The sequence below is a fragment of the Pantoea piersonii genome, from assembly GCF_003612015.1.
GTDB classification, from domain to species: Bacteria; Pseudomonadota; Gammaproteobacteria; order Enterobacterales; family Enterobacteriaceae; genus Pantoea; species Pantoea piersonii.
Map to the genome: position 1 here is coordinate 747,332 of NZ_RARB01000001.1, position 20,016 is coordinate 767,347.

General features: G+C 54.0%; 22 protein-coding genes. 9 read left to right on the plus strand and 13 right to left on the minus strand.

From position 1 onward, the window contains the following. Window positions 1–93: 93 nt before the first annotated feature. The 8 genes from D7S44_RS03580 to rluE all read right to left on the minus strand — a co-directional run bounded on the left by D7S44_RS03580 (window position 94) and on the right by rluE (window position 7,946). A complete protein-coding gene (locus D7S44_RS03580; protein ID WP_120452109.1) occupies window positions 94–1,221 on the minus strand; it encodes a ribosomal protein uL16 3-hydroxylase in 1,128 nt (375 codons plus the stop codon). A 57-nt stretch (window positions 1,222–1,278) separates the two neighbouring features. After that, window positions 1,279–2,739, minus strand: a complete 1,461-nt coding sequence (phoQ, locus tag D7S44_RS03585; RefSeq protein WP_120452111.1) for a two-component system sensor histidine kinase PhoQ — start codon at window positions 2,737–2,739, stop codon at window positions 1,279–1,281. Then, a complete protein-coding gene (gene phoP, locus D7S44_RS03590) occupies window positions 2,739–3,407 on the minus strand; it encodes a two-component system response regulator PhoP (protein ID WP_120452113.1) in 669 nt (222 codons plus the stop codon). Before phoP ends, phoQ begins: the two co-directional genes overlap by 1 nt. 103 nt (window positions 3,408–3,510) lie before the next feature. Beyond that, window positions 3,511–4,881 (minus strand): adenylosuccinate lyase, encoded by a 1,371-nt coding sequence (gene purB / locus D7S44_RS03595; protein ID WP_120452115.1) that lies wholly within the window; start codon window positions 4,879–4,881, stop codon window positions 3,511–3,513. 41 nt (window positions 4,882–4,922) lie between these two features. After that, window positions 4,923–5,564, minus strand: a complete 642-nt coding sequence (gene hflD, locus D7S44_RS03600; RefSeq protein WP_120452117.1) for a high frequency lysogenization protein HflD — start codon at window positions 5,562–5,564, stop codon at window positions 4,923–4,925. A gap of 33 nt (window positions 5,565–5,597) precedes the next feature. After that, the gene (mnmA, locus tag D7S44_RS03605) at window positions 5,598–6,710 is read right to left on the minus strand and encodes a tRNA 2-thiouridine(34) synthase MnmA (protein WP_120452119.1); all 1,113 of its coding nucleotides are present in this window, start codon (window positions 6,708–6,710) and stop codon (window positions 5,598–5,600) included. 43 nt (window positions 6,711–6,753) lie between these two features. Continuing rightward, window positions 6,754–7,227 carry an NUDIX domain-containing protein gene (locus D7S44_RS03610; RefSeq protein ID WP_120452120.1) on the minus strand — a complete coding sequence of 158 codons (474 nt, stop codon included), beginning with the start codon at window positions 7,225–7,227 and terminating at the stop codon, window positions 6,754–6,756. 50 nt (window positions 7,228–7,277) lie between these two features. Beyond that, entirely contained in the window at window positions 7,278–7,946 is a 669-nt protein-coding gene (gene rluE, locus D7S44_RS03615; RefSeq protein WP_167456947.1) for a 23S rRNA pseudouridine(2457) synthase RluE, read from the minus strand. A gap of 96 nt (window positions 7,947–8,042) precedes the next feature. Between rluE and icd the strand changes: the two genes are divergently transcribed. Continuing rightward, the gene (gene icd / locus D7S44_RS03620; RefSeq protein WP_120452124.1) at window positions 8,043–9,293 is read left to right on the plus strand and encodes an NADP-dependent isocitrate dehydrogenase; all 1,251 of its coding nucleotides are present in this window, start codon (window positions 8,043–8,045) and stop codon (window positions 9,291–9,293) included. A 560-nt stretch (window positions 9,294–9,853) separates the two neighbouring features. Then, the gene (locus tag D7S44_RS03625; RefSeq protein WP_120452125.1) at window positions 9,854–10,216 is read left to right on the plus strand and encodes a DUF1090 family protein; all 363 of its coding nucleotides are present in this window, start codon (window positions 9,854–9,856) and stop codon (window positions 10,214–10,216) included. 159 nt (window positions 10,217–10,375) lie between these two features. Here D7S44_RS03625 and D7S44_RS03630 read toward each other — a convergent pair whose 3' ends face one another. Beyond that, on the minus strand, window positions 10,376–10,657 hold the full coding sequence (locus tag D7S44_RS03630; RefSeq protein ID WP_120452127.1) for a hypothetical protein: 282 nt from the start codon (window positions 10,655–10,657) through the stop codon (window positions 10,376–10,378). Window positions 10,658–12,003: 1,346 nt separating this feature from the next. Between D7S44_RS03630 and D7S44_RS03635 the strand changes: the two genes are divergently transcribed. The 5 genes from D7S44_RS03635 (at window position 12,004) to umuC (ending at window position 15,843) form a co-directional block, all read left to right on the plus strand. Continuing rightward, on the plus strand, window positions 12,004–12,282 hold the full coding sequence (locus D7S44_RS03635; protein ID WP_120452129.1) for a hypothetical protein: 279 nt from the start codon (window positions 12,004–12,006) through the stop codon (window positions 12,280–12,282). 326 nt (window positions 12,283–12,608) lie between these two features. Continuing rightward, window positions 12,609–12,821 carry a transcription antiterminator/RNA stability regulator CspE gene (gene cspE / locus D7S44_RS03640; protein ID WP_120452131.1) on the plus strand — a complete coding sequence of 71 codons (213 nt, stop codon included), beginning with the start codon at window positions 12,609–12,611 and terminating at the stop codon, window positions 12,819–12,821. Between the two features lies 1 nt (window position 12,822). Then, window positions 12,823–12,975, plus strand: coding sequence for a cold shock small protein YmcF (gene ymcF / locus D7S44_RS23810; protein ID WP_371315469.1), 153 nt, complete (start codon window positions 12,823–12,825; stop codon window positions 12,973–12,975). A 1,184-nt stretch (window positions 12,976–14,159) separates the two neighbouring features. Further along, entirely contained in the window at window positions 14,160–14,579 is a 420-nt protein-coding gene (gene umuD, locus D7S44_RS03645; RefSeq protein WP_120452133.1) for a translesion error-prone DNA polymerase V autoproteolytic subunit, read from the plus strand. A 1-nt stretch (window position 14,580) separates the two neighbouring features. After that, window positions 14,581–15,843, plus strand: coding sequence for a translesion error-prone DNA polymerase V subunit UmuC (gene umuC / locus D7S44_RS03650; protein WP_120452135.1), 1,263 nt, complete (start codon window positions 14,581–14,583; stop codon window positions 15,841–15,843). 17 nt (window positions 15,844–15,860) lie between these two features. Here umuC and D7S44_RS03655 read toward each other — a convergent pair whose 3' ends face one another. The 4 genes from D7S44_RS03655 to D7S44_RS03670 form a co-directional block, all read right to left on the minus strand. After that, window positions 15,861–16,130 (minus strand): hypothetical protein, encoded by a 270-nt coding sequence (locus D7S44_RS03655; RefSeq protein WP_120452137.1) that lies wholly within the window; start codon window positions 16,128–16,130, stop codon window positions 15,861–15,863. 177 nt (window positions 16,131–16,307) lie between these two features. Next, on the minus strand, window positions 16,308–16,547 hold the full coding sequence (gene ycgZ / locus D7S44_RS03660; protein ID WP_120452139.1) for a regulatory protein YcgZ: 240 nt from the start codon (window positions 16,545–16,547) through the stop codon (window positions 16,308–16,310). Between the two features lie 190 nt (window positions 16,548–16,737). Next, complete coding sequence (locus D7S44_RS03665; protein WP_120452141.1) at window positions 16,738–16,941, minus strand: hypothetical protein; 204 nt, start codon at window positions 16,939–16,941, stop codon at window positions 16,738–16,740. 163 nt (window positions 16,942–17,104) lie between these two features. Then, window positions 17,105–17,659, minus strand: a complete 555-nt coding sequence (locus tag D7S44_RS03670; protein WP_371315468.1) for a TetR/AcrR family transcriptional regulator — start codon at window positions 17,657–17,659, stop codon at window positions 17,105–17,107. A 331-nt stretch (window positions 17,660–17,990) separates the two neighbouring features. Between D7S44_RS03670 and uraH the strand changes: the two genes are divergently transcribed. Both uraH and D7S44_RS03680 read left to right on the plus strand, forming a co-directional pair. After that, the gene (uraH, locus tag D7S44_RS03675; RefSeq protein ID WP_120452145.1) at window positions 17,991–18,413 is read left to right on the plus strand and encodes a hydroxyisourate hydrolase; all 423 of its coding nucleotides are present in this window, start codon (window positions 17,991–17,993) and stop codon (window positions 18,411–18,413) included. 271 nt (window positions 18,414–18,684) lie between these two features. Continuing rightward, window positions 18,685–20,010 (plus strand): hypothetical protein, encoded by a 1,326-nt coding sequence (locus D7S44_RS03680; protein ID WP_120452148.1) that lies wholly within the window; start codon window positions 18,685–18,687, stop codon window positions 20,008–20,010. Window positions 20,011–20,016: the final 6 nt, after the last annotated feature.

Genomic DNA, 20,016 nt, shown 5'->3' on the forward strand with positions numbered 1-20,016 from the left:
ACGCCTCCGTCAGGAGGCGTGGTGCTGGCGCGGGTGGCGTTGCTTTTCGGCTCACGCTACCCGCGCTTTCACGTCTGAGCCGTCTGCTGGTGACTACTCGGCGTCGCCGAAGTACCAGTAACCGGCGTTCACCAGCGCCGCGATCTGCGCCAGCAGAGACGGGTCGTCCAGCGCCTCGCCGAAATCCTCCAGGCTCAGCGTCTGACGACGCGCCAGCGCCTTCAGCACCTCCGGCTGCGAACACTCGACGCGCTCGCCGTTGACGAAAACCGCATCGCCAATCGTCAGCACGCGCAGGCCACCAAGACGCGTCAGCGTATCGCCCTGCTGCAGCGCATCGTAAACCTCATCAGGCTGATAGGGCGGCTCCGGCGGCGCGACGTCCAGCTCGTGACGCGACTGGGAGATAAACTCGCCGAACCAGTTAGCAAAGTGCTCTGGCTGGTCGATAACGTCGAGCATCACCTTGCGAATGCCCTCAATCTCCTGCGGCAGGATCTGCGACGGGCAGTCGCGCGCCGGCACCTCAGGATCGCTGTAGCGGTAGCTGCCCAGCTCGCGTGCCAGCACATAATCAGCGAAGCCGCTGATCAGCTCGCGACCGTTGGGCGCACGGAAGCCGACAGAGTAGTTAATGGCGTTCTCCAGCGAATAGCCTTCGTGCGGGAATCCCGGTGGAATATAGAGAATATCGCCCGGCTCCATCTCTTCATCGATGATGGCGTCGAAAGGCTCGACCTGCAGCAAATCGGGATGCGGGCAGTGCTGTTTCATCGGCACTTTCTCGCCGACGCGCCAGCGACGACGACCGGTACCCTGAATAATAAAGACGTCATACTGATCGAAGTGCGGACCCACGCCGCCGCCCGGCACGGCAAAAGAGATCATCAGATCGTCGATGCGCCAGTCCGGCAAAAAGCGGAAGGGGCGCATCAGCGCTGCGGAAGGCTCATGCCAGTGGTTCACCGCCTGCACCAGCAGCGACCAGTTGTTTTCGCCCAGGTGATCGTAGCTCTCGAAGGGACCATGGCTGACCTGCCATTTACCGTCGTTATGGCTGACCAGGCGGCTGTCCACCTCATTTTCCATCGCCAGTCCGGCCAGCTCGTCAGGAGAAATGGGATCGATAAAGTTTTTAAAACCGCGCTTGAGCAGCACCGGGCGTTTTTGCCAGTAGCGCTGAATAAAGTCGGGCCAGTTAAGATCGAGCTGATAATCCATAGAGTAGTTCCACACAGGGCTGTAAATGCAGGCAAGTATAACAGCCTGCGCGCCTTTCTACTCGCGGCGATGTTCGACTTCCTGACGTCTGAAGATCACTTCCATTCGCGCGCCGCCCAGCGCGCTGGAGGTGGCGATAATCTGGCCCTCATACTGCTCCAGAATATCGAGCGCCACCGCCAGGCCTAAACCCTGGCCAGGGCGCAGCGTATCGGCGCGCTGGCCGCGCACGAACACCAGGTCGCGCTTGCTTTCAGGAATGCCGGGGCCGTCGTCGTCGATAAACAGATGCAGCGTCTGATCGGTCTGCCGCACGCTCACTTCGATAAACTCCAGACAATATTTACAGGCGTTGTCCAGCACGTTGCCCAGCACTTCCATAAAGTCGTTTTTATCGCCGATAAAGGTCACTTCCGGCGAGACGTCCAGCGTAATCTCAACCCCTTTGAGCTGATAAACCTTGTTGAGCGCCGAACAGAGGCTGTCGAGCAGCACTGACACCGGATGCAGGTCGCGCAGCAGCGGATTGTGATCGGCGTGCATGCTGGCGCGGTGCAGGTAGTAGCCGATCTGCTGCGAAATACGGCTGATCTGCTCCAGCATCACCGGCTCAGCCTGCTCGATGGTGATATCCTTGCCGTTACGCAGCGAACGCAGCGTGCTTTGCAGCACCGCCAGCGGCGTTTTCAGACTGTGCGTCAGATCGGAGAGGGTAGTGCGGTAGCGGGTATAGCGCTGGCGCTCGTTGCTCAGCAGCAGGTTCAGGTTGCGCACCAGACTGCGCAGCTCCTGCGGCGGCGAATCTTCCAGGTTTTCACGCTGGCTGGTTTCCAGCTCCCGTACCTGCGTAGCGAGATGACCAATCGGGCGCAGGCTCCAGTGCGCCGCCAGCCACAGCAGCGGGATCACCAGAATAAGGTTAGCGGCCAGCACGTAGCTGAACCATGACCAGACCACGTCGGAGTGCTGCAGCTCCTGGGGAATAGAGTCCACCACCACAATGGTCAACGCCGGCAGGTTGGTGGTGGCGTCATAGCGGTTGACCGCGACGGAGTGGGTAAAGGTGTCGTTGTTATTGTTATCAATGGCGTGCAGCCGCTTCTGCGCCGAGAGATCGTTGCCTATCGCCATCGCGCTGGTGCGGTTACTGGTGTCAATCTCGTAAAAGTCGGGCTTTAGCAGCCACTCATGGCGGATTTTGGCGCGAATTTCCGGCACGTCACGCTGCTGCCACAGCAGCTTGCCGTGCTCATCGTAAATAAACACCAGCGTCGGAAAGTTGAGCGTCATCCGCTCCGGCTGGGCGATAGTGAGGCGGTTATTTTGCCACTGCGCCAGCGTAAAGAAGAGGTTGCTTTCGCCGCGCATCACGCGATAGGTGTTCTTGTCGAAGCTCACCACATAGCCGATCACGGCCACCATGCCGTACGACAGAGAGAGAAACAGCACAATAGCTGAACAGGCCAGTAAAAAGCGGGCGCGTAGCGAAAGCGGACGATAACGTTGGAACCAGCGCATCAGAGATCGAAGCGGTATCCCTGACCGCGTACGGTAGTAATCACCTCATCCGCATGCAGCGCCTGAATTTTTTTACGCAGTCGACCCATCAGCACGTCAATAGTATGGCTTTCGCGCAGTTCCGCATCGGGATAGAGCTGCAGCATCAGGGAATCTTTGCTCACCACTTTACCGGCGTTGCGGATCAGCGTTTCGACGATGGTGTATTCAAAAGCGGTCAGCTTCACCGGCTGCTCATGGATAGTCAGCTCGCGGCGCGAGAGATCGACCTGAAACGGCGCCATGTCGATAATTTGCGAAGCGTGTCCGCTGTTGCGGCGCATCAGCGCCTGCAGGCGCGCGGCCACTTCTTCAATATGGAAAGGTTTGGTGACGTAGTCATCGGCGCCAGCTTCCAGCGCTTCGACTTTGGCCTGCCAGCCTTCGCGCGCGGTCAGTACCAGAATCGGCTGCCGCACCGACTGACTGCGCCAGCGGCGGATCAGCGACATGCCATCTTCATCCGGCAGGCCAAGATCGACCAGCGCGATATCCGGCAAATGCTCCTGTAAAAAATAGTCGGCTTCCTTTGCGTCCTCTGCTGCGTCTACCTGATGGCCCATTTCACGCAGTTGAACTGCAAGATGATGGCGCAGCAGAGCATTATCTTCCACAACCAAAACACGCATGGCTTTTCCTTACTCTCAGAGCATTTAAGTAAGGATAAAGTATACGCAAAAACATTTAAACAACAGCTTAACGCAGGCGGGACTGGCCCGCCTGCGTCTGCGCTTATTTCAGATCGTCGACCATCTGGATGGCGCGGCCGAGATAGTTAGCCGGCGTCATCTGTTTAAGGCGCGCTTTTTCCTCTTCCGGCAGCGCGAGGCTGTCGATAAAGGCCTGCATGCCTGCCGCGTCAACGCGCTTGCCGCGCGTCAGCTCTTTCAGCTTCTCGTACGGCTTTTCGATGCCGTAGCGGCGCATCACGGTCTGAATCGGCTCAGCCAGCACTTCCCAGTTATGATCCAGCTCGTCCAGCAGACGTTCGCGGTTCACTTCCAGCTTGGAAATGCCTTTCAGCGTCGCCTGATAGGCGATCAGCGCGTAGCCGACGCCGACGCCGAGGTTGCGCAGCACCGTGGAGTCGGTGAGGTCGCGCTGCCAGCGCGATACCGGCAGCTTGCTCGCCAGGTGCTGCATTACCGCATTCGCCAGGCCCAGGTTGCCCTCGGAGTTTTCGAAATCGATCGGGTTGACCTTGTGCGGCATAGTGGAAGAGCCGATTTCGCCCGCAATGGTTTTTTGTTTGAAGTGGTTAAGCGCGACGTAGCCCCAGATATCGCGATCGAAGTCGATCAGGATGGTGTTGAAGCGCGCCATGCAGTCAAACAGCTCGGCGATATAGTCGTGCGGCTCGATCTGAGTGGTGTAGGGGTTCCAGGTAATGCCCAGCGAGGTGACGAACTGCTCGCTCAGCTGGTGCCAGTCCACTTCCGGATAGGCGGCGATGTGTGCGTTGTAGTTGCCTACCGCGCCGTTGATCTTGCCCAGGATCTCAATCTTACTCAGCTGGCGCTGCTGACGCTCCATACGGTAAGCGACGTTCGCCATCTCTTTGCCCATGGTAGAAGGCGTAGCTGGCTGACCGTGGGTGCGCGACAGCAGAGGAATATCGCGATACTCGTGCGCCAGACGTTTAACCGCGTCGATGATCTGCTGCCAGTAGGGCAGGATCACGTCGCGGCGCGCGCTTTCCAGCATCAGCGCATGCGACAGATTGTTGATGTCTTCAGAGGTACAGGCGAAGTGGATAAACTCCGACACCGCGTGCAGCGCCGGCACGCTCTCAACTTTCTCTTTCAGGAAATATTCGACCGCTTTTACGTCGTGGTTGGTGGTGCGCTCGATAGTTTTGATGCGCGCCGCGTCCTCTTCGTTGAAATTAGCAACGATTGCGTCGAGGAAAGCGTTTGCGTCGGCGTCAAATGCAGGAACTTCCTTGATCTCTGCGGTGGCCGCCAGTTTTTGTAACCAGCGTACTTCAACCTCAACGCGGAACTTCAGCAAACCGTATTCGCTGAAAATGGCGCGCAGCGGGCTGACTTTATCGCCGTAACGACCATCGACAGGTGAGACGGCGGTCAGAGAGGATAATTCCATCAGTGCAACTCCTGAATCGTTTACAGTGTGGGCTTCGCCGGTTAATAAGCCGGAGAGAGCCGGGATAAAATGGTTTTTGCCTCGCCCAGCAGACGCTGGCGTGAAAACATCAGCTGAAAGCGACCGCCGCCGACCTGCTGCCACAATACGGCGGCGCGAATGCCCGCCAGCAGCGTTGCGCGTACGCGACTCTGCAACAGCGGGTTTTGCAAGACGGCGGGCGAGCCGGTAACCTGAATGCGCGGACCAAGCGGGCTGATGACATCGACATAGATGCCGGCCATGGCGCTGGTAATGGTTTCCGAACCGAGTTCGTAGTGCGCCAGCTGGCGATCGAGCTGGCCGATGCGCTGCGCCAGGGTAGCCAGCGCCGTTTTATTGCCGCTCAGCTTGCGCTCCAGCACCATCATGCTCAGCGTATAGCGCGTCAGTTCCGCGCCCATGCCCTGACGACTGCTGCTGTTGAGCACCGCCATCAGCGTTTCCAGTCCAAGGCGCAGGTTAGCTTCGTCATTGCCGAACACCGCCAGCGTCGAGCCGGGATTTAAATCAATCACGCTGCGCAGTGAGACGTTGAGCGCTTCCGGCTGGCACTGGCCCTGATGCGCCAGCTGCTGAACCAGATGGGCGGCCTGACAAATGCCCGCCAGCGCCAGCGTGATGTCGTAATAATTTTTAGCCACGGTTACTCCTGTCTACGCGTCAGCAAAGCCGACTCAATCCGCGGTCAGCGGCAGCCGCTCTTCGATAATGCCGCCGCCGAGGCAGATTTCGCCGAGGTAGAAGACGGCGGACTGGCCCGGCGTCACCGCCGCGACCGGCGCGTCGAAACGCACCTCGATACGATCTTCGCCGCGCGGCACGATCTCGCAGGGAATATCTGTCTGGCGATAGCGCGTTTTCACCGTACAGCGCAGCGGGGCGGTGACAGGCTGGCGATCGACCCAGTGCAGCTGCTGAGCGATCAGACCCACTGACATCAGGCGCGGATGGTCGCCGCCTTGCGCCACGATCAGGCGATTACGCGCGACGTCTTTATCCACCACGTACCAGGGATCGTCATTGCTCTCTTTCAGACCGCCGATGCCCAGGCCCTTGCGCTGACCCAGCGTATGGTACATCAGACCCTGATGCTCGCCGACCACCTGCCCATCCACGGTTTCAATCACGCCCGGCTGCGCCGGTAAATAGCGGCCAAGGAAGTCGCGGAATTTGCGTTCACCGATAAAGCAGATGCCGGTGGAGTCCTTTTTCTTCGCGGTGATGAGATCGAGCTCTTCGGCGATGCGGCGCACCTCCGGCTTCTCCAGTTCGCCCACCGGAAACAGGCTCTGCGCGATCTGTTCATGGCTCAGCGTATAGAGGAAATAGCTCTGATCTTTGTTGCCGTCGAGGCCGCGCAGCAGCTGGCTTTTGCCGTCGACGTCCGCGCGGCGCACGTAGTGGCCAGTGGCGATGTAGTCCGCGCCGAGATCTTCTGCCGCAAACTCCAGGAAGGCTTTAAATTTGATCTCTTTGTTGCAGAGAATATCGGGATTGGGCGTGCGGCCCGCTTTGTACTCTTCGAGGAAGTGCTCGAAGACGTTGTCCCAGTACTCTGCCGCAAAGTTGATTTTATGCAGTTTGATGCCGAGTTTATCGCAGACCGCCTGCGCATCCGCCAGATCGTCCGCGGCAGTACAATACTCCTCGCCGTCGTCTTCCTCCCAGTTCTTCATGAACAGGCCTTCTACCTGATAGCCCTGCTGCTGCAGTAACCAGGCGGATACGGAAGAATCGACGCCGCCGGACATACCGACGATCACTTTTTTCTGGCTGTTGTCAGACATGACGCACTCTTGATTACGATAAAAAAACAGGCGGCGTATTCTATCACGCGTCGGCGTGGTGCGCACCCTCGTGAAACGGCCACTGAAACGGCGCGATCAGATGCAGCGGATAGCGCGCGCCCTGTTGCCACAGCCTGACGCTTTCGGCGACCAGCGGCGAACGCAGGTTATCTGCGGCGATAATCTGCTCCGCTGTGCGCCACCAGCAGCAGTCGATATCGCTGTCCTGCGGGGCGGTGGGCAGTTTTTCGGGCAGATCGACGCCAAACAGAAAACGCACAAAAGGCGTATTGTCCGGCGCGATCCACTGCTGGACGCCGAGGAAATAGTCGAGTGCGCAATCAATCCCGGTCTCTTCACGCAGCTCGCGACGGGCTGCCTCCAGCAGCGTTTCGTCCGCTTCCAGATGACCGGCGGGCTGGTTCCAGGTGGCGCGACCTTTAACCCGCTCCTCTACTACTAACAGTTCCCCTTCGGCCTGAACGATACAGGCGACGGTGACATGAGGTTTAAACATCGATCCTCCGGGATTGTTAACCTGACGTTATGAAAAAAGAACGAACAGCCTTACGCCGAATCGTCTGCCTCGCGCCACTCGCCAGGCGCTAACGCATCGAGCCGATAGTCGCCCATCGCATAGCGGATAAGGCGCAGTGTAGGGTGGCCGATATGCGCCGTCATGCGCCTTACCTGGCGGTTGCGGCCCTCATAGAGCGTGACCTTGAGCCAGCTGGTCGGAATCGCTTTTCGTTCGCGAATCGGCGGCTGACGCGGCCATAGCCAGGCGGGCTCGTCGACCTTTTCTATGCCTGCGGGCAGCGTAGGGCCATCTTTCAGATTAACGCCACTGCGCAGCGCCGCGAGAGCCGCCTCCTGCGGCTCGCCCTCGACCTGAACATAATAGATTTTACCCGTGCGTTTGCCGGGCTGCGTCAGCGCCGCCTGTAGCGCGCCGTCGTTGGTCAGCACCATCAGCCCTTCGCTGTCGCGATCGAGGCGACCGGCGGCATAGACATCGTTGACCGGGATAAAATCCTTCAGCGTCTGGCGGCCAGCCTCGTCGCTAAACTGTGGCAGAACATCGAATGGTTTGTTAAATAATATGACGCGCCGTGGTCCGCGTGGGCGCGGCGATTTGCGCTGAGCGCCGCGTGGCGTGCGGTCAGGGCGTTTATGCTGGTGAATTTGCTGAGAACTTTTTCGCATGAGCTTTGCAGTCGGTGACAATCGGCGCATTATAACGCGAAACGGTGACGATTGGCGCGGCGTAAATATTCAAGTATCATGGCGTCACATCTTACAATTTATTAACAAAACGCCCAGGAGAGGTTAATGGAAAGCAAAGTAGTTGTTCCGGCGGAAGGTCAGAAAATCACCCTGGATCAGGGCAAGATCAATGTGCCGAATAACCCGATCATTCCTTACATTGAAGGTGATGGCATTGGCGTTGACGTTTCTCCGGTCATGCTGAAGGTCGTCGATGCTGCGGTGAAAAAAGCCTATAACGGCGAGCGCAAAATCTCCTGGATGGAGATCTATACCGGTGAGAAATCGGTAGAGCTCTACGGCCAGGATGTCTGGCTGCCGCAGGAAACCCTCGACCTGATCAAAGAGTATCGCGTTGCTATCAAAGGCCCGCTGACCACGCCGGTTGGCGGCGGCATCCGTTCACTGAACGTTGCGCTGCGTCAGGAGCTCGACCTCTATGTTTGCCTGCGTCCGGTTCGCTACTACAAAGGCACCCCGAGCCCGGTCAAACGTCCTGAAGACACCGATATGGTGATCTTCCGTGAAAACTCTGAAGATATCTACGCTGGTATCGAGTGGAAAGCGGGTTCTGCCGAAGCGGACAAAGTGATCAAGTTCCTGCGCGAAGAGATGGGCGTGAAGAAAATCCGCTTCCCGCAGGATTGCGGCATCGGCGTGAAGCCGTGTTCGGAAGAGGGCACCAAACGTCTGGTGCGCGCGGCGATTGAGTATGCGATCACCAATGACCGCGACTCTCTGACGCTGGTGCACAAAGGCAACATCATGAAATTCACCGAAGGCGCATTCAAAGACTGGGGCTACCAGCTGGCGAAAGAAGAGTTCGGCGCAGAGCTGCTGGACGGCGGCCCGTGGATGAAGATCAAAAACCCGAACACCGGTAAAGATATCATCGTTAAAGATGTCATTGCCGATGCGTTCCTGCAGCAGATCCTGCTGCGTCCGGCGGAATACGACGTTATCGCCTGTATGAACCTGAACGGCGACTATATTTCCGACGCCCTGGCGGCGCAGGTTGGCGGCATCGGTATCGCACCGGGCGCGAACATCGGCGACGAATGCGCGCTGTTTGAAGCGACTCACGGCACCGCGCCGAAATATGCTGGTCAGGATAAAGTGAACCCAGGTTCCGTTATTCTGTCTGCAGAAATGATGCTGCGTCATATGCAGTGGTTCGAAGCGGCTGACCTGATTGTTAAAGGCATGGAAGGCGCTATCGCCAACAAGACCGTGACCTATGACTTTGAACGCCTGATGGATGGCGCTAAGCTGCTGAAATGCTCAGAGTTTGGCGACGCAATCATCGAAAACATGTAAGTTAGCGTAGTTAACTTTAAAGCCAGCATAGCTGTTACAGGCATGCTGGCTTTTTAATGCGCCAGATTCTTTCCCAAAATCGTTTTCCAGAACCCTGTAAATTTCACGCTTCAGACGGCAATGGCTATCTTGTCTTTTCCTCTGTTGCTATTTATCTGCCGGGTATTGTAAAGCTTATGCGCCAGCCATATTGGGGGCATTTCCTGCCCGCAATCACTTACACAGGCAAGTTAACGTGTTTCTTGGGCAGCTTCATCAGTAAATAGCTGCGGGTAAAAGCTTCAGATAAAAGTGCTAAAATAATAAATGCGATTAGATCCTCTTCTTATAAAAACAGCTAACGCTTCATAAATACCATCAGGCGAGGCGGGGCGTTCCCTGGCGTTGTTAAGCCTCAATCCTGCCGCTATATAAATTACCTTTACCCCTTTACATCTTCTTATTTTTTATCATGGTTGCCATTTTGGTAATTATAATCTTTGCTTTTTTACGCGTGATATAGATTATGGTGATAGCGGATATATTCATACTTTTAACTTTAACAAGGAGTTAACCTCCCTATGAAAAAAGAAATGATAGTGCTGTTACTATTACTGGCAACCTTGCCGCACCTCGCTTTTGCTGTGACCGATTCCTGCAAAGATAAAATTGCAGTCCTTAATAAAAAAATCGAACAGGCTAAAAAATTCAATAACAAGAAGGAAATGTCCCGATTCAACATCGCACGGACTAGAGTGAAAATGAATTGCAATAAAGAGCGCCAGGCGCAGCGGGCGAATCAAAACGGCAGCAGGCAGCCGTTAAGCGTCAAAAAGGCGGAGACTGAGCCGCAGAAGGCTCAACAGGCGTTGAAAGAAACGAAAGCAGAAGCGCATCAGGATAGCCTTGCAGAAAAAAGCGTAGGGCTGAAGAAAAGCAATTAATGCTTGAAAAAGCAAAGAAAACCGTAGAGCACGCTCAGGCTGACGCGATACGGCTGAATTGAACGACCGCAGGTATTCTGGTTCATTCCAGGTTCACCTGCGTGAGCCTGTCATACTGACCGAAACATCGCCAGGCTGTAACGGCTCTGGGTTCACTCTTTATTTTTCAACACCCATAAGTTCTTGCTGAAAAAATAGTATCGCTGCCCATAGTGTTATTTCATTATCAAGAAAGCGTAAAATAAAAGGAAGCTGGCTGGCAGTGTTGTTTATGGCTTTAGCGCCGCTGGAAGCCCCTGCGTAGCAGCCAGAGGGACCGGCACACAGGCCATTTGCGTCCATTTTTGCAACTTTGCAACTCGTCTTCTCATTTGAGAAAGATAACAAATTCACCGCTTCGCTAAAGTTGACTAAGGTCACAAAATAAAAGACCAGTCTCATTAGAATTAGCGGCTGAGGTTGTTAAGTTACCCGGCTCAAACAACCTCATCAAAATGTGATCTTTGTATTTTGGCTTGTTAAATCTTACCCTGTTTGCGCAGGGGTATTTTTTTGCCAGATTTTAGCGCTGTTAAAATCGCTCAGGAAGAAGGTCAGCAAGTTTTATTTAAACAGGTAACGTCAATTTGCAGCGATTATTTCGCTCTGCGGCTACGCTGAGTCTGCTGGCAGGCAGCCGCTTCCATACGAGGCCGGTTGCTATCTGATTCGCAGGACGCTGCCTGCATTGCGACAGACACCGTTCTGTTTTTTACCGCCAGCGGCAAATCAGGCTCCAGCGTCACCCTACTTGCCGCTGATGACTTCAGTGAGGCGACGTTGAAAGGCAATCCCTGGCGATTAACCCTTAGTATTTACTGGTGCTGACCGTAACCTTCCTGATGATTGTTATGACGCGTCTGATGAAAAAACGCCAGCGAGCTTTATGGCTGCAGCCTTCGATCGGGAACTTATCGCTGGTGGCGGTAGCGTTGAGTTTATTTACCGCTTCCTGTTACATCGCAAAGATAAATTATCGCTCTGCTTGCAGGTCTGTTATAAATTCAGTCCTCTGACGAGGCTTATATTGATCGGGTCTGGCGAGAAGGAAGTCAGATTATTGTAGCGCTAACTGGCGATAAAATACGAAGTTTAAGCACCATTGAATAGTGGAATAAACGGGTAAGCAGGTTGTGGAAATATTATTGCTGCTATATTTATCGGTGGGTCAGCATAAAGAATGCTACTCTTTAATTTCTGGGTACGTTGTCATGAACGCAGGAAAACCCGCTACGACATCATTACAAGATGCCGTTCACTGCCAGGCATTCATGAGTGTCTTTAAAACAGCGCTAGCTGATCGAGCCACTTATGAAAGAGGGTTTCTACTGGGTTAAATCGGGGAGTGATCCGCTGCAAGTCTGGTACTACGTATCTCAGTTTGGCTGGTATCGGCCGCAAACATCGATCCCTGTTACTACGACTTACTTCAGGCTTATGGCTTTTGAAATAATAGGGGGGAGGTTATTACCGCCTTCTTCCTTTGATGCGCCAGATAATGTCTGACCATGACGGGATGGCTTACTGCGCTACGCTGATAATAGCGAAGCGGCAAAAGCCGCAGCGGCGTAAATGTCGATTTGCCTTAAAGAATCAGCTTTATTTGATTTAAAACAAATTTGCGCGGCGAATGAAAGTCTGGTAGCAAGAAAACTTTTTTGAACACTTATGTTTTATCCGCTTGCATTATAATATCCAGGCCCACTCTCTTTTCGGGCGAGTGCATTAATTTTTATCAGGTGAATAAAGTGAATTATAAGCAATTTCAAAACAAAATTGAGTCATGGGAGAAAATCTCTTTTACCGCCGTCATATACAGTCAATATGGCGCGGATTTTGAAGTGTATGCCATTGATGAGCATAGCAATACAAAAAGCCGAATTTTCCTTTGCTACGCCGAAAATGAAGCCGAAGCGCAAAAGCTGGTTGAACAGTATTCCCTGTGGCTGGTCAAACTCAATAGCCTCACGCGGAAGCGTCTTAACAGCGAACAGGCGATGAGGGATGTGTTACTGCAGCAGGAGTAGCGCGGCCGACATTTTCGTCACAGTGCCTTAAGAAGAGGGCGCCGTTACAGCGGCTTTGAGCTGGCAACAGGCTGACGGGCTCGACAAGCGGTGCGGTAAGGCGCTCTTATAAAACAAAAATTTATTTTTAACTTGCTTATGACCGGCGGACATGCGTTAATAGTCCGTCGGTCTGATTAGCAGACAGCTTCAAGGTTAGTTCATATTGTATTTCTCATCTCAGTTAGTGCCGCTTCAAGCCTTTCTTTTTGAGTCTACCTCAGGTTCTGATTTATTTCTGCAATTCAGCCTCTTTTGCCGTAAGGCTAACTAAAAGGTCATATACTATGTCGAATAAAATTTTCGGAACCGTTAAGTGGTTTAACTCAGAAAAAGGTTTTGGTTTTATCTCTCCGGAGAATGGCAGCAAGGACGTTTTCGTCCATTTTTCTGCTATCCAGGGCACTGATTACCGCTCGCTTGACGAAGGTCAGCGCGTTGAATTTTCTGTTGAACAGGGTCCGAAGGGTCCGTCAGCAGTAAACGTTGTAGGGCTTTAATATTAGCCTTTCAGCCATACGCTTCCGATGCCCGTGCTGCCAGAGCTCACAATATCGTGTCTCTGCGTTTGATCAGTGCAAAACTAATCCCCATGGCGCAAAATGCATTTTTTGCAAAACCGCTATGATTCTTGCAGGCGTGTTCGAACGTTAATATTCTCGCTCCTTGCCGTGCAGGTAAGGGCGGAAAGCCGCGCATCAGCTTATTAAGGCATCCTTCGGGATGCCTTTTTTATTGCCTCATGGGCAAAAAAAGCCATGCATCGCGCCTCAGGATAAAAAAGCCCCCAAAAGGGGGCAAGGGGTTGGAGTAACAGCCGCTCAGTAAACGTTGTGGATTTCATTACCGAGCCGCTTAAATATAGCCAATGCTGCAGATCATTGTCCGTTTAATGGTCATTGTGATAAATGTAGATACCTAATCATTAGCCTTCTGGTTAAAACGAGTGTTTGAAAAATATTGTTTTTTTCGGCCTGAAAACGATTACTAAGAATGCTCTGTAAATAAAAGCGGACAGGCGCGATAACCAGATTCGTATGGACGGGCCATTATTTCCTGTTGAAAAGCGTTTTCAACGAAGCGTGCGGACGCGGCGCATTCTGTCAGGAAAACGGTTCAGGCAAGGAAAGAGAGATGATTATCAGAGGGAAATAAAAAAATACCCCCGCAAAGCAGGGGAGAGTCATATGAGATATGAAGCGGACTCGTAGAGCAATATCTCTGGTGGAGGCTTGGGCTCAGAATTCATTTTAAGCATAACATAGTTAATTACTGCCGCCACTCATTCCAAAATAAATAATTACCCGCTTCTCTAATTGTCAGGTCTCTAACTTTTGCAGCTATTTTGTTATTTTTTTCTATTAAAATGACAGAGTTAAAAATAATTTCGGCCAGAGAAAAGAAAGTACGCCCTGACTAATACAGCTTAAAAAGAGGAATCACAGCTGGGGGCAAAAAAAAGCCCGAATCAGCATTGACTGGGCGATTAAAAATTAACAATCAGGGATTGAAGGCGATGCGGCGAATGAGGGAAACGCAGCATCGCGTTGTCACTGGCAGGTAAAGCTAATGACAATCTGAAAAGTAGTCGAGAAGGGCGAAAAAACAAGGCGAAAGAGACATTATTTCTAAGGCGCTCACATGGTCATATAATCGCCATATCAGTTTGAATTAAGACGAGATTTTGTGCAGAACGCGGCCAGACGCTGCAACCTTACAAAAAATAATTCCTTCGGCGTCAGAGGGTTCAACATTTTTGCTACCGGCGCGCCTTGATTAAATCATGAGTTTGATATTACTGTATTTATATACAGTATCGAGCAGAAGGAGTCTTTCTCATGAAGTTATATCGCCCCGCGGAAGTCCGCGACCTGTTGCCGTTGCCGCTTTACATTGAGCGTGTGCCCTGCGGTTTTCCGTCCCCGGCGCAGGATTACATCGAAAAACGGATCGATCTGAATCATTTAATGGTGCAGCATCCCAGCGCGACGTACTTTCTTCGCGTCAGCGGCGATTCCATGATCGAAGCAGGCATAGGCGAAGGAGATATGATTGTCGTTGACTCCTCGCTGAAGGCAAAACATGGCGATATTATCGTGGCTGCCATCGATGGCGAATTTACCATTAAGCAACTCCGAATCCATCCTTCCCTTTCACTGATGCCTGCCAACAGTAAACACAGCCCCATACCCATTCATACGCCGGAAGGACTGCAGGTGTTTGGCGTAGTAACCTACGTTATTAAATCGACACACTGATATGTTCGCGCTGGTCGACGTGAACAGCTTTTATGCCAGCTGTGAAACCGTCTTTCGCCCCGACCTGAAAGGGGTACCCGTGGTGGTGTTGTCCAACAACGACGGCTGCGTCATTGCCCGCAACGACGAGGCGAAAGCGCTCGGCATTAGCATGGGTGTACCCTTTTTCCAGCTGAAAGAGACGCTGCGCCGGCACAGGGTGCAGGTATTCAGCTCAAACTATGCACTTTATGCTGATATGAGCCATCGGGTGATGACGACGCTGGAGGAGATGGCACCAGCGATAGAGAGGTACAGCATAGATGAGGCTTTTCTCAACCTGAGCGGCGTCAGTTTCTGTCAGCCGCTTGAGGCGTTTGGGCAAGCCGTTCGGGAACGCGTGGAAAAAGAGATTCATCTCAAGGTGGGCGTAGGGATTGCGCCCACTAAAACGCTGGCGAAGCTGGCGAACTACGCCGCTAAAAAATATCCCGCGACAAAGGGGGTAGTCGATCTTTCGCGTGCGGAGCGGCAGCGCAAACTCATGGCGCTGGTGCCGGTGGGAGAGGTATGGGGCGTCGGCGCACGCATCGGCAAAAAGCTGCAGCAGCTGGGGATTGAAAACGCGCTGCAGCTGGCCGAAAGCTCAACATGGGTGATACGCAAACATTTCAACGTCGTGCTGGAGCGCACGGTACGTGAGCTGCGCGGCGAGTCCTGCCTTGATATGGAGGATATTACGCCGACAAAACAGCACATTGTTTGCTCGCGCTCGTTTGGCTCGCGCCTCACCGATTACGGCGAGGTGCGGCAGGCGGTTTGTCAGTATGCCGAAAGAGCCGCAGAGAGGCTGCGTCAGGAAAATCAGTACTGCCGTCAGGTGTCGGTATTTTTAAAAACCAGTCCGCACGCTAAAAATGAGGCTGGTTACGGCAATCAGGCGACGGCACAGCTGTTGACGCCATCGAACGATACGCGCGATATCGTACGGCTCGCGACAGAGGCGCTGGATCGCATCTGGCTGGACGGCTATCGCTATATGAAAGCGGGGGTCATGCTGGGCGATTTTTTTAGTCAGGGTGTGGCACAGCTGCAGCTATTTGACCCTTATGGACCGCGAGCCAACAGCGAGGCGCTGATGAAGGTAATGGATCATATTAACGAGGCGGGCAGGGGAACGCTCTGGTTTGCCGGACAGGGTATTGAAAAAAGCTGGGCAATGAAGCGAGAGATGCTGTCGCCAGCCTATACCACCCGCTTTTCGGATCTGCCGATCGCCAGGTGAGCGATCGGCCTGCAAGTTCAGTGTTTTTTCGCGTTTGCCGGAGCGCGCTCGCCATAGCTACGCGGCGGCGGTTCGGTAACGGCGCGCGCCGAGGAAAATTCCTGACGTATCTCCGCCAGCGCCAGTGCCAGCGCCTCTTTCCGGTCGCTGTCTTTCTCCGTCATCGCCATTACTTTCAGACGGTTCGCCAGCGATGCGCCGGAGATCGACGCATCCTGCTCAAGCAGCGCAGCAACGGCTTCGCCAATCACATAATCTGTCAGTTTTTCAATTTTACTTCTGTACATACCCGCATCTCTTATTACAGTGTTTGCCCGTTAACGGGACAGAGTGACTGGAAGCAAGCCGTCTGCGTTGGGTCGCCTGCGGCCTGTGTCCGTCATTAAGGCTCTGCCTGACACGTTCCACTGTGAATCATGCTGCGGGCAGGTGCTGAACGCAATGGGTCAACCTGCAAATTAAAACTAACGCTTGAATAACAATCTGATTAATTTTTGATAATGCTGCTCTTCTTCCGGGCTGGTCGCCAGCTCCAGCCGGGCAAGCAGTTTGGTGCAGAGCGTTTTCCTGTTGAGCTGTTTACCTGCGCGCAGGATCTCCACCACAATCCGTCCTAAGGTCTCCTGCTCGCATGGCAGCACGGCCTTATTAAAGTAGTGGGCGATATCACTGGCTGAAGTTGGTCTGTCTCCGGTCTGGCGCATAACAACCCTTAAATATCCGTATGATTAAAACATCATCAGTTAAGTCAGGCCTAAAGTTATACAATTTGCCCAAAGTTGTACAGGATTACCTGCTACGGCCAGCGTTTATTTTTTGTGCTTTCACACTATATCAACGTTAACAACAGGTTAGATAAAATCGGGCAGTGAGAGGGTCGCTGCCTTTTGGGATTCAGTTTAATTTATTGGCTAACAGACGGATGGCGCGTTCGCAGGCCGCCTCTGTTGCCGGGTCTTCCGCACTGGCGCCAGTACGGTAGAGCGCGCCGATTATTTCCTGTAAGGGAAGCGCTTCGCCTGGCTGCAGGAGCTGCGCCACGACGCGACCGAGTAAAGCATAGACCTCTTCGTTATCAGCGGTTTCATTAGGGTTCACTCTGCCTCCTGAAAGGCGATAACAAAGGGGGGGCGGGTAATTTTTGAATACATTATCTCTTTTACTGTTTAACCAGAAATAACACAGAGCGCTCGGCCAACGGAAAAAGCGCTCGGTGCGGAATGTATTTAGGAAATGCTTATTTCCTAATAGAGCACATGTATTAATCCAGAATGCCAAGCAGCATATTAATCGTTTCTGCGCCGTTAGTCACATCCTGAACTTTACCGACAACGCGCATGCCGAACGCCACGCATAGCAGCAGGCCCGCTGCCGTTTCCGCATCCAGCGCGGCAGAGACAGATCCATCCTCCTGTCCTTCCCGGATAAGCGACAGCAGAAAATTACGGTTGCGCAGCACCGCCTGGCGCACCAGATCCGACAGCTCTTCATCAAGGCTCTGCAGTTCGACGGTGCTGCCCACCACCAGGCAGCCGCGGCGTCCTTCAATTTCACGCGCCGAGTCGAGATAAAACTGCAGCAGCTCAGCGATGCGCGCTCTGCCGCTGGGAAGCGGCTGAAGGCGGGCACGCAGGTCGGTGCCGCGGAGGCTGATATAGCGCTCAAAGACGCGCAGAAAAAGGGTGCGCTTGTCTTTAAACGCTTTGTAGATACTGCCTGCTGTCAGGTTCATGGCTTCGCTGAGGTCGGCCACCGACGAGGCGTGGAACCCCTTTTGCCGGAAGACGATCATGGCGTTATCAAGGGCGGTGTCCATATCGAAAGCCCTGGGTCTGCCGCGTTCCCTGGCGGGTGGGGTGGATGTGCGGGATGTCGTCATCGATAAGCTTAAAGGAGGATTTGTTTGCAAATTACCATAATGGCAAGCAACAGGAAAAATTAAAAGCGCCGCTGCCAGCGAGGTCGGTAAAACAAAAGGGCAGACGAGAGGGAAATAAGCAGGCTAAGTAATCATTTTTATTAACCCTGTTAAAGCAGTGACGTCTCGCCTCGCGGGGTCTCGGAAATTTCAGATACGCAGCGCGAATTTTTACGCTGGCCTGTGTGCTGTCCTAACCTGTGGGCGTCAACATAAAAAAGGACGACTTATGAAATTGCTGTCAATCTTTGGTGCTACTGCACTTGTGGCTTACGCTTTCTCCGCCACGGCGGCTGAGCCAGCCACGATGAAAAATCCCGTCAGCGTTCACGTGCTGAATTTACAAACAGGCATCCCTACCGCCGGCGTGTCGGTTGAACTTGATCAAAACCTCAACGGCAAGTGGATAACGCTCGCTACCGGCGTCACCGACGCCAGCGGCAGAATTAGCGCGCTTTATCCTGCGGGCAAGCAGGCGGAACAGGGCACCTATAAAGTTGTGTTTAAAACCGGCGACTACTACGCCAGCGTGAAGCAAAAGACCTTCTTCCCGGAGATCCCGGTGATTTTCACCCTCGACAACACCAGCCAGCACTACCATATACCGCTACTGCTCAGCCCTTACGGCTACTCAACCTATCGCGGCAACTAAGCGAGAGAGCATAAAAAATCGGGCCTGAAGCGGGAAGCCGCCTCAGGCCATTTTTTTATAGCGCGGCGCACGAGGCGAGCGACAGCAGCCTCAATGGCAAGCGTAAAGCGGCGAAATTAAGCAAAAACTAATCTTTATTACGTAAGCTGCACTCACTGATAACGCCAGCCGTAACGGTCAGGATGGTGCCCAGGGGAAAAGGAATGCCCGGTGCCGCAGCGCATTTTATAAGGCAAACCGGACGTTGATTGTTTTGACGGGAGCCTACCTCTTGCTGCGATTGCTTTTTTTATTAATGGGCGGACCGATGCTGCGCGCCAGCTGGTCAGGGCTGCTGGTGGCCGGCATGCTCTGCCTCGGCGCCAGCGCGGGCATTGTGCTGGAGAGCCTTTATCACGGCACGCTGTCGGTTCCGCTCTGCCTGCTGGGCGTTTTTTTAACGTCTGAAGGATTAATTCAGGCCTGGCGCGCGCGGACAGGTTTCGACACCGGCTGGGCGGCAAAGAGCAAAGCGCTAACGCTGTTACTGCTCGGCACGGCTTTGCTGGCCGCGCCGCATGAAAAGGGCAGCTGCGTCGCCTGGCTGTTTGCGCTGGCTTTTTTCCTGGACGGCGGTTTCCGCATTATCTCCTGTTCGCTGATGCGCTGTCGGCGCTGGCACAGCAAGCTGGCGATCGGCGGCGGCGAATGGCTGTTCAGCCTGATGATTGTGACGAACTGGCCGCTTCCGCATCGCGTGCTGATCCCGATAGGGTTTGCCGTGGTGCTGCTGGGCTGGGCCCTCTCCTTGCTGCAGATGGTCTGGCAAATTCGCGCCTTGCCGCCAGAAACCAGCGTCGCGGCGCTGCCGCTGTTTACCCGGAAAGGGGTGCGTAAACCGCACGGATTCGATTATCGCCACGTAGCCTGCCATGACGCGCCTGCCAGCGAGCCGCTGACTATCTATATCTGGACCCCGCTGGGGTCGGGCAGCGTTGCTGGACGTCGCCCCTGGTTTGACCGCTGGGTCGCCGCCATCGATCATCGCGGCAAAGTCTCAACCGGGCATACTTCGCTGGCGATGGGCGACAAACTCTACGTCAGCCTTTATCCGGTTGAGGATATGACCGGCAGTCTGGGCGGCGTATGGCAGATGCTGCACGCGCGGGAAGAGAATGACGTGGCTGGCTTTCACCAGCCCTCGCTTGAGCGGGAAATCAAGGACTGGTGCCTTCCCGATAAACGCCTTTCGCTACTGCATTACAACCAGCAGGCGCTGATAAACTACTGGGCGAGTCACGGCCAGGATTGTCGCTACAACCTGACGTCGCGCAACTGCTCGACCAGCGTCATGCAGGCGCTGGACGTCGCGACCGAAGGCATGCTGGGACTCCGGGGCTTACGCGGTTACGCCGTATTGCTCGATCCCGATTTCTGGCTGCTGAGCCTGATACGCAGCCGGGCGGAAGGCATGACCTGGACGCCGGGTCTGGTAATGGATTATGTTCAGGTGCTGCGCCGCGTGCTGGCACCACAGCCAGCCGGCTATGGCAGCAGATATTTATTCTCCAGACAAAAGCAGAGAAATAATAACGCCTGCCCGACAGGGCGTGGTTAATTATTC